The organism is Streptomyces sp. NPDC002588 (assembly GCF_040295925.1).
GTDB lineage: Bacteria > Actinomycetota > Actinomycetes > Streptomycetales > Streptomycetaceae > Streptomyces.
In genome coordinates this window covers 1-14,984 of the sequence record NZ_JBEOWF010000024.1, presented here as the reverse complement: position 1 = coordinate 14,984, position 14,984 = coordinate 1, and the positions used below count along the sequence as shown (strand labels likewise).

Sequence of the window (14,984 nt, the reverse complement as noted above, 5' to 3'; positions counted from 1 at the left end):
GTCCCGCCATGCCACAGCTCGCCTTCGCACACAGCTTCTGGGAGAGCTACGACGTGCTGGAAAAGCCCGTCAAGGCCGGTGTGCGCAAGGCCATGGCGAAGTTCCAGCAGCTCACGATCGCCGAACTCCACTCGGACAAGGGCATCCACCTGGAATCGGTGGACAAGGCCCGGGACCCGAGGATGCGGACCATCCGCGTCAACGACTTCTGGCGCGGAGTCGTCTTGGCGCCCGACGACGGAAGCGACGTCTTCCTCCTCCTCAACGTCGTGCCGCACGACGATGCGTACACCTGGGCGGCGAAGCGGCTCTACACGGTCAACACCGCGACGAGAGGCCTTGAAGTCCGGAACGTCGTCGCCATCGAACAGCTGACCCCGGCGCTGGAGAGGGCAGCAGCCGTGGCGCCCAAGCTGCTCTTCGCCAGGCATTCCGACACAGTGCTGCGCGAACTCGGCATCGACGACCAGGTGCTGCGTGCGGTTCGCACGATCACCGACCAGGCGCAGCTCGAAGCCTTCGGCACGTTGCTGCCGGAAGACCAGTTCGAGGTCCTCCAGTTCCTTGCGGAGGGTTTCTCCCCGGAGGAGGTCTACCGGGATGTCGTAGCCGTTCGCCGGCCCACCGACGCGGCACCCGAGGCGACCGAGGACCTTGCCACCGCCATCGCCAACACATCGAGCCGTATCACCCTGGTCATCGGGCCGGAGGAACTGGCCGACATCCTCGACAAGCCCTTCGCGGCCTGGCGGGTCTTCCTGCACCCCTCCCAGCGGCGCGTGGCCTACCGGACGTCGTACGGGGGTCCCGCACAGGTCACCGGCGGACCCGGCACAGGCAAGACGGTCGCGGCTCTGCACCGGGTCAAGCACCTCCTGACCCGTTCACCGGACCACCGGGTTCTGCTGACCACGTACACCGGAGCCCTCGCCGCCGCCCTGCGGGAGAACCTTGCCCTGCTCCTCGACGGCGCGGAGCAGTTGGACCGCGTCGATGTCACGACCGTCAACGCCTACGCACACCGCGTCGTCTCCGAGCTCCGCGGGAAGACACCCGCACCCATCGGAGACCGGGAGGAGCGCCAGGTCTGGCAGCGGGTGCGCAAGCAGCTGGCCCTGTCATGGACGGAGCAGTTCCTGGCCCAGGAATACCGGCATGTCATCCTCGCCCAGGACATCCGGACCGCCGACGAGTACCGGCGCGCGACACGACGGGGCAGGGGCACCCCTCTCCAGCCCGCAAAGCGGGATCAGGTCTGGGGCGCCGTGGAACGCTTCACATCCGGCCTGGAGACCCAGGGCGTATGCACCCACCTGCAGGTGTGTGCGGAAGCCGCACGCCTGCTGGACGCTCCCGAAGGGAGCATCTACCGCTACGACCATGTCGTGATCGACGAAGCCCAGGACCTGCACCCTGCTCAGTGGCGGGTGTTGCGTGCGGCTGTGACGCCCGGTCCCGACGACCTGTTCATCACGGGTGACCCGCATCAGCGCATCTACGACTCACGGGTCTCACTGGGCTCGCTCGGCATCACCGTCACGGGCCGGTCGAGCCGGCTGCGGGTGAACTACCGGAGCACGGAGGAGATCCTGTCCTGGTCGACCGGCATCCTCGCTGACGTCACCGTCGAGGATCTGGCCGGCGACGGAGCGGACAACCTCGCCGGCTACCGCTCGCTGCTGCACGGCCGCACCCCCTACCTCGCAGGACACGGGACAGAGCACGACGAGGTCGCGGCGCTGGTGAAACGGATCGAGGAATGGATGGCGCAGGGCGTCCGGCCGGCCGAGATCGCCGTATGCGCTCGGTTCAACCTGCTGCTGAACCGGGTGGCCGACAGGCTGACAGACGCAGGCATCCCCATGGCGCGTGTCAAGGACAATCCCGGGCCGGACGTGAACAGCGTACGACTGGCCACCATGCACGCGATGAAGGGGCTGGAGTTCCGGTGCGTGGCGGTGCTGGGCGCGACAGCGAGCGCAGTGCCCTTTGCCCGGGAGATCACCCCAGTCGACGTGGACAGGTTGCAGCACGAAACGGACATGCTACGGGAACGCTGCCTGCTGTTCGTCGCGTGCACCCGGGCACGCGAGGCGCTGCACGTCTCGTGGAGTGGCACACCGAGCCCGTTCCTGCCGGAGGCGGCCTGAGGCAACTGAAGCGCGGAGTGTCAGTCGTCCTCGCGGGGCGGTGTGAGTGCCCCACTGGTGAGACCGTCACGGGCGAGTGAGGCCGCCTGCTCGCCGAGTTTGGACACCTTCTTGACCCGCTCCTCGAACTCCTGGAGCAGACGGAAGGCAGCTCCGTATCGACGCTGCTCACCAATGGCCATCTGGGGAACGCGCGCACCTCGCGCGTCCAGGCGGAAGGTACCACTGGAGCTGGTGGAGCGACGCATGTTGGCCGTGCTGCGGAGAAAACCCTGGAGATAGTCCTCGTCCAGCTGCTCGCTCGTCGAGGTGGGTCCGTCGCCGCCCAGATCGACCAGTCCCGCACGGCCCAGGTCCGCGAGACTCACGGTCGCGGAGTCGAGGGAATCGCCGCCCTCTTCTGCGCCGAGCGCTGGCAGAAGTTTGGCCAGCGCGCTCAACTGCCCCTCGATTTCCTCGCGGATGGCATGGTATTCGGCGGAGTAATCACGGTGCCACGCCCGTACATGACTGCCGGGTGTGAGGTCGACGATGTCGTCGAGTAGTTCGACGAGGGGTACGTCCACGACCTGCTCGGGTGCAGGTTCCGACAACTCCTCAGGATCGCTGGCTGTCAGATCCACCATGCGGACGACGGACACGGCATCCGAGGGTGAAGACGGCCGACGCAACAGCCAGAGATGGACCGGCAACTTGTGTGAGGCCGCCGTGCCCGGCGGAAGCGCGACAACCTGGCTGAGAATGCCCCGTCGCACCATCTCGGCGCGAATACGTCGCCCGGCCTTCCGATAGGCGACCGACGCGGGCATCACGATCAGGACGTGGCCACCCGGGGCAGTATGCGCATAGCAGTGCTGAAGCCAAGCCAGCTCCCCCTCGGCGCGCGACGGCGTGCCCAGTTCCCAGCGCGAGTCGAGCAGCAGCTCCTCACGCCCCCAGTCGGGTTCGGCGACCGGGGGATCACACACCACTAGGTCTGCACGTAGGTTCAGCCAGCTGTCCGAGCGCAGGGAGTCGCCAGTCGTCACGGACACATCTCTCAGCCCGATCAGGCCGGCACGCAACTGCGCGAACTCGGCAGCGCTGGGATCCAGCTCCTGCCCACAACGGCGGGAGCCGGCCAGTGGACCCACCGCGAAGAGCAATGACCCGATGCCACAAGCCGGATCGAAGACAGAGCCGCCCTCCGGCAACGGCGGCACGAAACGGCTGACGGCCCGGACAACCCGCGGGGACGTCACCTGATCAGATCCGGCCCGACGCGCCGAATCCAGGAATCGCTCAGTCAGCGCTTTGATCACGTCTGCCGCCGACTCACGCGCTGCAAGCTGGGTCAGCAGCTCTGACAAGGCCGGGTCCAGCCCCGGCTCAGTTCCGCGGGTGAGGAACCGGGCAACCAATGCGAGCCCGCTGACCATGTCGTCACCATAGGCTCCGCGCAAGGCCTGCCACAGTCGCACGTCGTCCGAGAGATCCTGGCCCTTTCGTTGCTTTGCGAGCCAGGCCCGGACCTCGGGAAGAGAGAAGAGAGGGGTGCCCGCCCCACCGCTCACGGGGGCGGGAAAGTCGTCGTAGCGCCGCCTCCAGTTGGACACGGCGGCCCTGGTCACTCCCGCCAGCCGAGCAACCTCAGCCCCAGTGACCAAGGGCGCAGCAGCGGAGCCAGTGTCGTCCCTCATGTCCTCCACCGTACACGGCAGTGAGTGTGAAGCAGAAGAGTGCATATGTTGACGCCGCAAACGGACGTGTGGTGTGTCAGAATCGCAGCACGGATGTAGCCGGCGCCGATCAACACACTCGCTCACCTGCAGGGCCGGGGCGGCGTCATGTAGGGGCAAGGCTTTTCGTGCCCTGTTCGACGCCGCCGCGATCCCGGTAGGGCGGCGATCCTCGCTGTGCTCGGGTGCTTTCTGTGTCGAGCACCGCAGTCTGCTGGAGGACGTGACTTGGCTTGATGTCGATCTATATCGTGTTGGTTCCCGTCGTCGCCATCGCAGTGCTTGTCACCACGTGGCTGCTCTGGAGATCCTCGCGAAGTAGCGCTACCGCCTCGGGCGGACACACTGCACCGAGTGCCACCGCAGTGGTCGAAGGTCGGCCCGAACTTCCGCCAGCAGGGCTTCTGGTCCCCGAGGACGTTCTCCGATCCGTCGGATCGACGTCCGCCGAGATCTGGGATGCGCTCGAAGCCGCGGCGGTGCCAGTCGCCGTCGAGTACCACCCGGTCAGCGAATCGGAGGTCGCGAAGCTCCGGACCGTGCCCGTGAACGCGGCGGCTCAGCAGGCGATGGTCGGCATCGTGGAGGCACTCAACCCGAAGAGCCCGACGTTGTTCCGGGTGGTACTGCCAAAGGGCGCTGAGCTCGTCAAGGCTGCTGGAACTTCCGGGTTCAGAGGGTTTTCTCGCAGTGGCGGCAAGACGGCGCACGCCGTTCTGAAGCCTGTCGCCGCTGGAGGAGCCGTCGCGGCAGGTTGGCCGGTGCTGGCTGTCGCCGGAACCGTCCTGGCGGTGGACATGGTGGCTCAACGTGAACAGCGAGCACATCAGCGCCGAGTCGAAGCCCTCCTGGGCCGCCAGGAGGAACGTCACTACATCGAACGGATCAAGGACCAGCGATCGGCCGATGCTCAGTTGTCCCGCGTGATCAGCCTGATGCTTGACGGCCACAATCCGAATGTCGAACTCGCCCTGAAGAGCGCGGACGACGAGTTCTATCGCTCTCAGCAGTTTTTGGAGAAGCACCGCGGGGTCATCGACGAGCTGGTGGACGAGGACGGCAAGGTCGACTATCGCCGCCTGGAGGACGCCCTTGGCGGAAAGGCGAAGGAGACGGACCACTTCATCCGGGAGCTTCACCGCAGATCCATCAGTTGGAGGACGCTGATGCGGTCGTGAACGAACTGACCGAACGCCTCACCCAGGTTGACCTCAAGGGCCGTTGGCACGACTCCGACAAGTCGGTGGCGGCGCGACAAGAGCGGCTCCGTGCCCGAGTCTCCCCGCCCGGAACGGACGGCGACACCGAGATTCGCTACGTCGTGACGTCTTCCGGTCAGATCCTCCAGGTGCTCCCTTCCGGTGAAGACGAGCCCTTGCAGCTCGCGCAAGACGAGTAGATCGTCTGCGCCCTCCGTCTTGCCCGCTCGGAAGGCGCGAAAGCGATCATTGAGTTGTACAGACGCGCTGCCCTCGCGAGAGGTGTCGTTGCCCGGGCCTGCTGTCGTCGAGTGACACGGCTACGGCATCGTCACAGCCGCAACACAGGCGCGGGTGCGCCCGGACCCGGACGGCTCACCGCAACTCGTCCACGTAGCGGTCCGTTCCGGGCACCGTAGGGATGAACGGTGCGACGAACTGCACTTCGCCCAGCCCCGAAGCCGCCACCGCGGTGTCCAGGTCCATGAAGTGATCGCGCCAGGTATCGCGGGGATCGGCCTGGAGAAACCACAGCAGGGTCAGCCGGGTCCCGACCCCCTCGACCTGCTTGACGTAGGTCATCCGGTCCAGGGGCAGCGGAGTCGGCGCAAAGACGGTCACCATCGCGGCGGGCGAGCCCGCCAACCGTTTCGGAAGGTGGTCGTCACGTAGCCAGGCGAGCAGGTCCCTGCGCCTGGCGGGGGAGTCGGCGTCGATGACCTGGACGACGAGCCCGGCGTAGGGGTGGTCGAGGGCGTGGATGTCGCGAGGACCCTCATCGCCGTCGCGGTAGACCGTCGCCGCGTGGTCCTGGAAGGCCGTGAAGACGTGTGTGCGGTCCTGGAAGACGCGGTGGTCGCGGTTGAGACGTTTGTTGATACCGACAGTCCATCGCATGTGGTCGGCGTAGCGGCCGGCGGTCAGCCAGTAGACGGATATGTAGCACCCAGCCGTCACCGGCTGCGCGACTGCGGACTTCTCGGGGTAACGCAGGAGCTGCAGTTCTCGCGTGGCGACCCAGCGGCGCCCTGCGTACATCCACGGCATGGCCATCGCGCCGGCGATGAAGTGGTCGTCTTCGTACCAGCGATTGTATTCGCGCTCCCGGCCGGGATGTGGCTCAACCATGGTGATGAGGGCGTGCCCAAGGTCGGCTCCATAGGGGCCTACGGCGGCCAGTTCGGCGTACAGGTCGCTGCGAGTTTTGTCGGCGTGCGTCGCGTCGTCTGTCATGGATCCGGTCTAGCTGACGCAGCATCAGATTGGGAGAGGTGTACCGCTCGACTCTGTGCGAAGTTCAGTGATCGCGCGCGACAAGTCGGCAGGCGGATCAACGACCACGCCTCGCCGTGCGCAATGGACCGCTCGTCCTGCCGCCGGGGTCCCCCTATGCGCGGTCGCCCCGGTTGCCACCGAGATGCGTACGGGGGTGTCGAAGGCGTGATCGCGGACTGCCTCGGGCGGCAAAGAAGTCATACCTGGAGTCATATGCATGTCTGTAACGCGCAGTACTTGGGCGGTCGAGCGGGGCGGTGTGGCGCCTATGGGTTGATACGTCCACCCGTTATGAGGTGGATGCGCGGCCCAGGCGGCGTCGACCGTATGGCCGAGACGCCCCCATTTCGACCCCGCCGCAGTGTCCGCGTCAAAGAACGGCGCCCTGAACTGGGGTTATGTGACTGATGGGTGAAATGTGCCTACAACCGCTGGTACGAGGACGACCACTACTACGCCGGCGCGATGGCCATGCCCTGGATGTACGCGGGCCGCAGGTGGGTGGCGACCCGCGATCTGCAACTCCTGCGCCGGCCCGAGAAGTCGGCGATCGCCCAGCCCGTCACCGCCGGCTGCTACCTCTCCACGTACTGGATCACCGCCGGCCGCTACGACGACCACATGAAGTGGACGGTCGCGATCAACAAGCGCCTCAACCGGGACGCCCGGGTCTACCAGGACCGCACCCACGTCTTCACGGCGTTCCAGGACCACGAGGCGACCGTCTACCGGGACGGGGCCGCGGGCCCGAGGGACTTCCACGCCCTGGACCACCCCTACGCCGGCCTCGTGCTGGAGGTCGTCGACACCGAGGGGCCCGAGCAGCGGGCCGAACTGCTGGAGTGGCTCCGCGCCCGCCACCTCCCCAGGCGGATCGCCGGCTCCCCGGCCGCGATGGTGACCGTCTTCCGCCCGACCCCGCTCCCCGGCGACCGCATGACCTACGTCAAGCAGGTCGAGGGCGTCGACACCCGGCTGACCCTGCTGTGGTTCCTGGAATCGGACCCCAGGGACTGCTGGGAGACCCACTTCGCGGACCTCGGTCGGACACTCGAGGACTCGGGCCTGGGCAGCCTGGAACTGCTGGCGCCGTTCATCCCGACGGTTCCGGGCACGGACCGGTACGTCGACCGGCTCCGCTGATCACGTCGGTCACGGCTGTCCCAGCCGGTCACGGCTGTTTCAGCTCGTCGGGGCAGGGGGTGCCGCGGGGCAGTTGGTAGGGGGCCGCCAGCCGGTACGTCCCTGCCTTCGGCGCGAGCAGGACCGTCCACTTGTCGCCCTGCGCGTCCTCCTCCGTCTCGTACAGACAGCCGTTCACATTGTCGAACGTCTTCGGCTCGCCCTCGGCGCGGTGCTTGGAGGCCGTGGTCTCCTGCGGCCCCTTCAGGCTCTTGCCCTCCGCGTCGACGACGCTCAGCCACGGCGAGTACGGGATCCGGATCAGGATGCGGCCCGCCTTCTTCACGTCGATCGTCATCTCGCCCTGCTCGGCGCGCTCCACGACCGCGTTCGGCTCGGCGAGCGACGCCGGGTCGGTGACCTTGAACAGCTGCCAGTTGGCGTCGCCCCAGATCTGCTCCAGATACGGCAGCCCCCGCTGCACGAGCTCCCGCTCCCGTTCGCCGCCGTCCCCGTCCAGCGCCTCCTTGGGCACGACGACGTAGTGCACGGCCCACCGCTGGAGCCATTCGTGGTAGTTCGCCGAGTTGAGCGTGTCGTCGTAGAACAGGGGGTTGCGCTCCATGTCGGCCTGGCGGTTCCAGCCGCGCGCCAGGTTGACGTACGGCGCGAGCGCGGACGCCTCGCGGTGCGAGCGGGCCGGTACGACCTCCACCCGGCCCTTCTCGGCGCCGACCCCCTGCAGTTCGTTGACGAGGGGCGCCAGCTCGCGCGCCCAGGAGGCCGCCGGTGTCGTACGGATGACGTCGTCGACCGACTTGAACCCGATCCAGCCGACGAAACCGGCGGACGCCAGGACGATCACGTACCACTTGCGGCTGCGCGGCACCGCGAACGGCAGCGCGGCCATCAGCACCACACCCGAGAACAGCATCGCGAGCCGGGTGATGTTGGACCCGATCTGCGAACTGATCAGCCACACCGCCAGCACCCCGAGACCGTAGACCGCCGCGGTGATCCGTACCGTCTTCCAGTCGCGCGGGACGACGGCGAAGACGATCGCCGAGTAGATGAAGGGCAGGGACGCCGAGCCGATGGACATCGGCTGGGTGCCGGAGAAGGGGAACAGCCAGGCGGAGACGGCGACGACGGCGGTCGGGGCGATCCCGAGGGCCCAGGCGCCGGGGCGCCGCTTCTGCAGGAAGAGGGCCACGGCCACGATCCCGACGAACAGGCCCGCCACCGGCGAGCCCATCGTCGCGAGCGCGGCGAGCGGGGCGGCGCACAGCGCCTTCGCCCACCGCTTGTAGCGCCAGCGGTACGGCCAGCAGAACACGACGGCCACCGCGGCCAGCGCGAACAGGTTGCCCAGGCCGTAGGTCACCCGGCCGGAGGCGGCGTTGCACAGCAGCGCGAAGACCCCGGCGATGGCGGGCCAGACCGGGTTCTTCACCGGCCGGCAGCGCAGCAGGATCAGGGTGAGGAGTCCGGCCGAGAGCGTCCCGGCGATCATCATCGTCGTACGGACGCCGAGGACCGACATCAGATACGGCGAGATCACGCTGTACGACACCGGGTGCATGCCGCCGTACCAGGCGAGGTTGTACGCGGAGTCTGGGTGACGGCCGACGAACTCGGCCCAGGCGTCCTGCGCCGCCAGATCGCCGCCGCTGTTCGCGAACGTGAAGAACCAGAGGAGGTGGAGGAGGCCGGAGAGCGCTGTGACGGAGAGGACGAGGTGGCGGCGGAGGAACGCGCCCAGCGGTACGAGACGCTGCCTGAGACGCCGGAGACGGCCCGGGCGCCCGACGTCCTCGGCGGGGCCGGTGCGGCTTGGGGTGGTGGTCATCGTGCCGCCGCCGGGGTCGTCGGCGGGACCGTCGGACGGCCGCTCGCTCTCGGGGGCGCGGTCATGGTCGCCCGACTGGGGTGCGGGCACCCGGGCTCGCGGGCCGGCGTCCCGGCCCGGACCGGTGTCGTCGGCGCGTGTCGGCTCCGCAGTGGCCACCTGAAGGCACTCCCCGTGTCCCGTCTTCTGTTCTCGGCCGCGTCCTGTTCGCGTCCGCTCCACGGCAGCGTCCTCGAGGGCCGGCGGCCTGTCCCGTTTCGCGACGCTAGCACGCACCCCGCCGGGCGGCTGCCCGGCGGGGTGGCGAGAGGTACGGACGCGTCCGGCGGGTCAGCCGAGACGTGTCAGCTTGTCCGGCAAGCCCGGCTCGGTCAGGTCGCTCTCGAGGGCGACCGGCACCTTGACCCCGCCGGAGCCGTCCCCGACGGTGAGTGTGCCCACCGTGGTGCCGGCCTTCGCCTTGTGCGGTACGTCGGCGGCGGCGAACGACAGCTTCACCGTCATCCCGGCCCAGCCGACCGCCGAGACGTCCTTGGTGACGACGACGGGGGTGTGACCGCCCAGCTTGTCGTCCACGTACCCGATGACGTCACCCTTCTTCAGGATCTTCGCCGAGGCCAGCGCCTCCTGGGCGGCGGTCAGTGCCGTCTTGCTGACCTGGTTGACCGTCGCGAGGATGCTCGGCTTGTGCTGGCCGAGGATCGCGCCGACGACGGTGACCGTCTCACCGCCGACCTCCTTGCGGGCGGCGAAGAGGAGGTTGCCGCCGGCCTTGGTGGTGGAGCCGGTCTTGATGCCGATCGCGCCCATGCGGTAGGGGAGCTCGTTGTAGTTCGAGTGGTTGGTCCCGTAGGGGTCCGTCCAGCTGGCCGCGCTGGTGATCGCCACGAGAGCCGGGATCTTCACGACCGCGTTGCCGAGCTTCACCTGGTCCTCGGCCGTGGAGACGGTGGTCTCCTTCAGGCCGGACGCGTCGGTGTACGTCGTGTTCGTCATCCCGAGATCCTTGGCGGCCGCGTTCATCTTCTTGATGAAGGCCGCCTCGGTGCCGCCGTCCCAGCGGGCCAGCAGCCGGGCGATGTTGTTCGCCGACGGGATCATGATCGCCGAGAGGGCCTGCTGCAGCGTGAGCTTGTCGCCGGCCTTGACGCTGTTGAGGGTGGACTCGCCGGTCTCGTCGTAGCCGCCCTCCTTCTCGGCGGTGGCGTCGACGGTGATGCTCGGACCCGCGTCGCCCGCCTTGAGCGGGTGGTCCTTGAGGACGACGTACGCGGTCATCGTCTTGGCCACCGAGCCGATGGCGACGGGCGTCTGCTTGCCGAAGCTGTCCATCGTGCCGACGCCGTCGACGTCCATCCAGCCCTGGCCCTCGTCCGGCCAGGGCAGGGTGAGCTTGCCGCCCTCGAAGGTGTACGAGTCCTTCGCGGTGAGCGTCAGCGCGGTCGCCGGGAGCGGGCGGACGGCCTGCGCGATCGCAAAGATCACGACCAGCAGGAGGACCAGGGGCGTCCAGATCTTGAGACGCCGGCCGAGGGTGCGCAGCGGGGTCGGCGGGGGCGGCGGGGTGTTCGTCAGCTCGGCGAGCAGGTCCAGCGGCGGCTTCGGCGGAAGCGGCTGCTGGGTGGTCCGCTCGGGACCGACCTGGGGGACGAGGGCGGTGATGTCCCCGGCGGCCTTCGGGGGGCGAGGCTCGTCGAGGGGCTTGAGCGCGACGAACTTGCTGGTCCGCTCGGCGGGAGGGGTGGGCTCCGCCTTGCTCTCGTCCTCGCTCTGCCGCTCGGTCCGCTCCTCGGTCCCGTGCTCGCCCTTCTCCTCGCCCTTCTCCTCGTCCGCCTTGGGCTTGGCGGCCCCGCCCAGCTTGAGCATGGTGGTCGGCTGGTCGACGGCGGGCTTGGGGCGGGGGGTCTTGAAGACGGCGGTCGGGTGGTCGACGGGAGTGTCGGCGGGGGCGTCGTGCTTGGCCGCCTCGGAGGGGCCGTCGCTCTCGCCGCCCTCCTCGTCCCCCTCGTCCCCCTTGTCCTTCTGGTCTTCTTTTTTGCCTTCGGCCTTCTTGTCCCTGCCGCCGGTGGCCCACTTGGGGACGGGCTTGGCGGAGGGGACCGGCTCGTCCTCGGTGTCCGCCTCGTCGGCCGGGCTCTTCGCGGAAGCGTCGGGCGAACCCTTTGCGGAGTCCTCCGCCGGGCCCTCCTCGGTGTCCTCTTCCGGGTCGGTGTCCTCTTCCGGGTCGGATTCCTCTTCCGGGTCCGAGTCGGATTCCTTTTCGGAAGCCGCGTCGCCGGAGTCCCGGGAGTCCTTCCCGGAGGTCTCCGAAGGTGTGCCCTCGGGGTTCTCCACCGTGCCCTTCTCGTCCTCCGGAACCGTGTCCTCGCGGTCCTCCGGAGCGGCCGGCTTCCCGTCCTCCTCGGGCATCGGCTTCTCGTCCGTCGTGGACGCCCCCCGCGTCACGGCTGCCCGCGGGCGCGCGTCGTCGTCCTCGGGAGCGCCCTCGACGTCCTCTCCGCGCCCGGAGCCGCCCTCGGAGCCCTCCGGGGCCTCCTCGGTGTCCGGGGCGGGTTCGGGGCCCTCGGGGCCCTCAGAGGAGCCCTCAGCGCCTCCGGTGGCCTTCTTCGCGCCCTCGGCCCCGTCGGACCCGGTCCCCGATTCCGCCTCGGCCTCCGGCTCCTGGGAATCGCGCTCCAGTTCCCGTACGGAGAAGACCCGTGTCGCCGTGTCCACACCGCCCCGCGAGGTGGACCCCTCCCGGGCCACCGCGAGCCGCGGATCGCGGGACTCGCGTGCCTCGGGAACCGTGCTTGCGCTCCCCGACGTCGGTTCCTCCGACGACTCGCGCTGCTTCGACCTGTCGGGGGACTCGCCCGCCACCGATGCCTCCTCGCGTGTGCTGCATGTGCTGCCGAACCGTGAACGCCCGCCCGGGACCCGCCTCGCGGCGGTGTCCGAACCATGTACCAGTGTCCTGTGTAGAGGGCTTGGCTCCTGCGGTAGACGAGAACGACATACCTACTGGTTCCACTACAAACAGGTCACGCACCCTCGACAGACCAATGTGAGAGGGGTCACCCTGTCATTCATCCACGCGGGGAGGCATGGATGGGCAGGAGCCGCAGAACGATTCCGGAAGAGCTTCTTCTGCTGGCGTTGGACCCGACCACGGGTACCACCGCACAGCCGCAGTCGCTCGACCTTGGTCTGGCCGGAGCACAGCTAGTGGAGCTGGCGCTGGCCGGGCGGATAGCCCCTGACGGGGATCGTATCGCCGTGGTGTCCCCACGGCCGACTGGAGATCCGACTCTGGACTGCGCGTTGGAGTTGCTGCGAAGGCGTGGCGCTCCCGTACGGGCCGTCCACTGGATCGGCGGGCCGCGTCTCGGGCTCCGCCAGACGTATCTTTCGCATCTGGAGCGGTGCGGCATGGTTGCCGCCGTGGCGGGCCAGATGTGCGGGGTACTGCCGACGACTCGCTATCAGGCGACGGACAACGACTTCAGCCGGGAGATCAGAGCCCGGCTGGACACCGCGATCCGCACCGGCGTCCCGCCGGACCCGCGGACCGCGGCGCTCGCCGCACTGGCGCACGCGGTCGGCCTCGGCAAGCACCTGTACCCGGGGAACGAGGGACGGTCGTCCCGCTCCCGGTTGCGGGACCTGATCAGGCACGACCCGATGGGCGGACTCGTCGCGCACGCCGTGATGGATGTCCAGAACGGCGCGGCGGCCCAGCCACGCCGAAACCCGGCAGCTCCGGCCGGCCGTCAGGCCGGACCAGGCGGCCGGCCTGTACCGGAACCCGCCCGTGGCGTTCCGGCACAGCCGCACCGCGGTTCCATGGCGCGTGTCGTGGCCCACTGAGCCGCAGTCCCACGACACCCGCGCCGCGCATCGCGCACCGAGGTGCGACCAGCACGACCCCGTAAGACCCGTTCGGGAGCCGCCGCGGCCCGCGCGGGGTGGTGAAGCCCCGGCCTCACCGCCCCGCGCGGACGCATGTCGGGAGGGAGTTCGGCGGCACGTGGTGACACCCGAACTGACGTGTACCGGCCGCGTATCCACCGTTTTCCAGCGGTGGAAAGCACCATGGTGGCAGTCTGCTGAACAGCAGATACGCAAAGTGTCATTTACAGGCATGCAGCCGGAGGTGCGCGTCCCGTGACGTCCAATGTCAATCCCACGGTCCGACGGCGCCGGTTGGGGCAGGAGTTGCGCAAACTCCGCGAGGACAAGGGTATGACGGCAGAGCAGGTCGCGGAGCGGCTTCTCGTCTCCCAGTCGAAGATCAGTCGTCTGGAGAACGGCCGGCGCAGCATCAGCCAGCGTGACGTGCGGGACCTCTGCGGGGTGTACGAGGTCGCGGACCAGCGGGTCGTCGACTCGCTGATGGAGATGGCCAAGGACTCCCGCCAGCAGGGCTGGTGGCATGCGTTCGGCGACATCCCGTACAGCATCTACATCGGACTGGAGACGGACGCGCAGTCGCTGCGGGTGTACGAGCCCCAGGTGGTCACCGGGCTGCTGCAGACGCGGGCGTACGCCGAGGCCATCGTGCGGGGCGGTTCTCCCGAGAGCTCGGTGGAGGACGTCGAGAAGCGGGTGCAGGTCCGGATGCGGCGGCAGGAACGAATCACCGCCGAGGACAATCCGCTGCGGCTGTGGGCGGTGCTGGACGAGGCGGCGCTGCGCCGGGTGGTCGGCGACCGCAACGTGATGCGGGAGCAGTTGGAGTACGTCGTCGAGATGATGCAGATGCCCCATGTGACCGTGCAGGTCCTGCCGTTCGAGATGGGCGCGCACACCGGGATCATGGGCCAGTACGCGATCCTGGAGTTCGCCGACGCGGCCGACGCCAGCGTGGTCTACATCGAGGGCGTGACCAGCGACCTGTACCTGGAGAAGGCGCTCGATGTGCAGAAGTACAGCGTGATGTACGAACATCTGCGGGCGCAGGCGCTGAACGTGGAGCAGTCCCGGCAGTTCATTCTGAACGCCGCGAAGGATTACGCACGCTGACCCTGCCCGGAAAACAGCCGGCTGGACGAGTGGCGCCGGAAGATACACCCAAGGCACGTCCGTAGGGAAGACCCGCTTGGAATATGCCATCCGGTCGAGTGAATGACTGCCCCCTCTGGAGGAGTCAGCGAGTAGCGTCGATCAAGCCATGGAGCACATGCTCCTGGCGCAAACCACACTGTGGATTCCCGAAGGAGCCGCGGTGCGGTGACAGCTACTCAGACAATTGGCAAGCGGAGCAACTATGGCAATCCTGCACGGAGCCGCACACACCTGGACGAAGTCTTCGTACTCTGGAGCGAGCGGCGCATGCGTCGAGGTCAAGGCCCCCACCTCGGTGGCCCTGGCGGTTCGGGACTCCAAGACCCAGGAAGGTCCCACCCTGACTTTTCCCGCGGGCGCGTGGAACGCGTTCGTGGCCTCGGTCAAGGCGTGACCTGATCCTCGTCCGAGCCGACGCACGACAATTTCATGATCCGCGACCGACGGAGCCCTCTCGACAAGATCGCCGTCCTTGCCGAGAGGGCTCGGCGCGTCGGCCGTACTAGTGCCGCGGCAGGCAACGTTCGCCCCGTCGCGGCGCCCGGCACGCTCCCCCACTCTCGACTTCGCTCGAGCGGGAGGGGCCCCCACCGCCGCACCGGGCACAAGCCCAAGTACGTCCAGT

General features: G+C 68.4%; 11 protein-coding genes. 7 read left to right on the top strand and 4 right to left on the bottom strand.

From position 1 onward, the window contains the following. Positions 1–8 precede the first annotated feature (8 nt). Positions 9–2,150 (top strand): UvrD-helicase domain-containing protein, encoded by a 2,142-nt coding sequence (locus tag ABT057_RS26390; RefSeq protein ID WP_352346065.1) that lies wholly within the window; start codon positions 9–11, stop codon positions 2,148–2,150. 20 nt (positions 2,151–2,170) lie between these two features. Here the strand turns inward: ABT057_RS26390 and ABT057_RS26385 are convergent, their stop codons facing one another. Next, entirely contained in the window at positions 2,171–3,829 is a 1,659-nt protein-coding gene (locus ABT057_RS26385) for an N-6 DNA methylase (RefSeq protein WP_352346064.1), read from the bottom strand. A 275-nt stretch (positions 3,830–4,104) separates the two neighbouring features. Between ABT057_RS26385 and ABT057_RS26380 the strand changes: the two genes are divergently transcribed. Continuing rightward, complete coding sequence (locus ABT057_RS26380; protein ID WP_352346063.1) at positions 4,105–5,046, top strand: hypothetical protein; 942 nt, start codon at positions 4,105–4,107, stop codon at positions 5,044–5,046. Further along, positions 5,043–5,267: a hypothetical protein gene (locus ABT057_RS26375; protein ID WP_352346062.1), complete on the top strand. Its 225-nt coding sequence runs from the start codon at positions 5,043–5,045 to the stop codon at positions 5,265–5,267. The genes ABT057_RS26380 and ABT057_RS26375 overlap by 4 nt, the downstream gene beginning before the upstream one ends. Positions 5,268–5,442: 175 nt before the next feature. Here ABT057_RS26375 and ABT057_RS26370 read toward each other — a convergent pair whose 3' ends face one another. Next, a complete protein-coding gene (locus ABT057_RS26370) occupies positions 5,443–6,300 on the bottom strand; it encodes a hypothetical protein (protein WP_352346061.1) in 858 nt (285 codons plus the stop codon). A gap of 507 nt (positions 6,301–6,807) precedes the next feature. On the opposite strand from ABT057_RS26370, the gene ABT057_RS26365 reads away from it, so the two are divergent. Continuing rightward, positions 6,808–7,485 (top strand): hypothetical protein, encoded by a 678-nt coding sequence (locus ABT057_RS26365; protein ID WP_352346170.1) that lies wholly within the window; start codon positions 6,808–6,810, stop codon positions 7,483–7,485. 28 nt (positions 7,486–7,513) lie between these two features. Here the strand turns inward: ABT057_RS26365 and ABT057_RS26360 are convergent, their stop codons facing one another. Continuing rightward, complete coding sequence (locus tag ABT057_RS26360; RefSeq protein ID WP_352346060.1) at positions 7,514–9,472, bottom strand: DUF8823 domain-containing protein; 1,959 nt, start codon at positions 9,470–9,472, stop codon at positions 7,514–7,516. A gap of 171 nt (positions 9,473–9,643) precedes the next feature. Continuing rightward, positions 9,644–12,175, bottom strand: a complete 2,532-nt coding sequence (locus ABT057_RS26355) for a serine hydrolase (protein WP_352346059.1) — start codon at positions 12,173–12,175, stop codon at positions 9,644–9,646. Positions 12,176–12,403: 228 nt separating this feature from the next. On the opposite strand from ABT057_RS26355, the gene ABT057_RS26350 reads away from it, so the two are divergent. From ABT057_RS26350 to ABT057_RS26340, 3 genes are all read left to right on the top strand, one after another. Continuing rightward, entirely contained in the window at positions 12,404–13,162 is a 759-nt protein-coding gene (locus tag ABT057_RS26350) for a GOLPH3/VPS74 family protein (RefSeq protein ID WP_352346058.1), read from the top strand. A 297-nt stretch (positions 13,163–13,459) separates the two neighbouring features. Next, on the top strand, positions 13,460–14,317 hold the full coding sequence (locus tag ABT057_RS26345) for a helix-turn-helix domain-containing protein (RefSeq protein WP_352346057.1): 858 nt from the start codon (positions 13,460–13,462) through the stop codon (positions 14,315–14,317). Positions 14,318–14,561: 244 nt separating this feature from the next. Then, positions 14,562–14,753, top strand: coding sequence for a DUF397 domain-containing protein (locus ABT057_RS26340; protein ID WP_352346056.1), 192 nt, complete (start codon positions 14,562–14,564; stop codon positions 14,751–14,753). Positions 14,754–14,984: the final 231 nt, after the last annotated feature.

Excerpts from the sequence above, each read along its gene's own strand:
- ABT057_RS26385 (WP_352346064.1), bottom strand. The coding sequence starts at position 3,829 with ATGAGGGACGACACTGGCTCCGCTGCTGCGCCCTTGGTCACTGGGGCT.
- ABT057_RS26340 (WP_352346056.1), top strand. The coding sequence starts at position 14,562 with ATGGCAATCCTGCACGGAGCCGCACACACCTGGACGAAGTCTTCGTAC.
- ABT057_RS26390 (WP_352346065.1), top strand. The coding sequence starts at position 9 with ATGCCACAGCTCGCCTTCGCACACAGCTTCTGGGAGAGCTACGACGTG.
- ABT057_RS26350 (WP_352346058.1), top strand. The coding sequence starts at position 12,404 with ATGGGCAGGAGCCGCAGAACGATTCCGGAAGAGCTTCTTCTGCTGGCG.
- ABT057_RS26380 (WP_352346063.1), top strand. The coding sequence starts at position 4,105 with ATGTCGATCTATATCGTGTTGGTTCCCGTCGTCGCCATCGCAGTGCTT.
- ABT057_RS26370 (WP_352346061.1), bottom strand. The coding sequence starts at position 6,300 with ATGACAGACGACGCGACGCACGCCGACAAAACTCGCAGCGACCTGTAC.
- ABT057_RS26365 (WP_352346170.1), top strand. The coding sequence starts at position 6,808 with ATGGCCATGCCCTGGATGTACGCGGGCCGCAGGTGGGTGGCGACCCGC.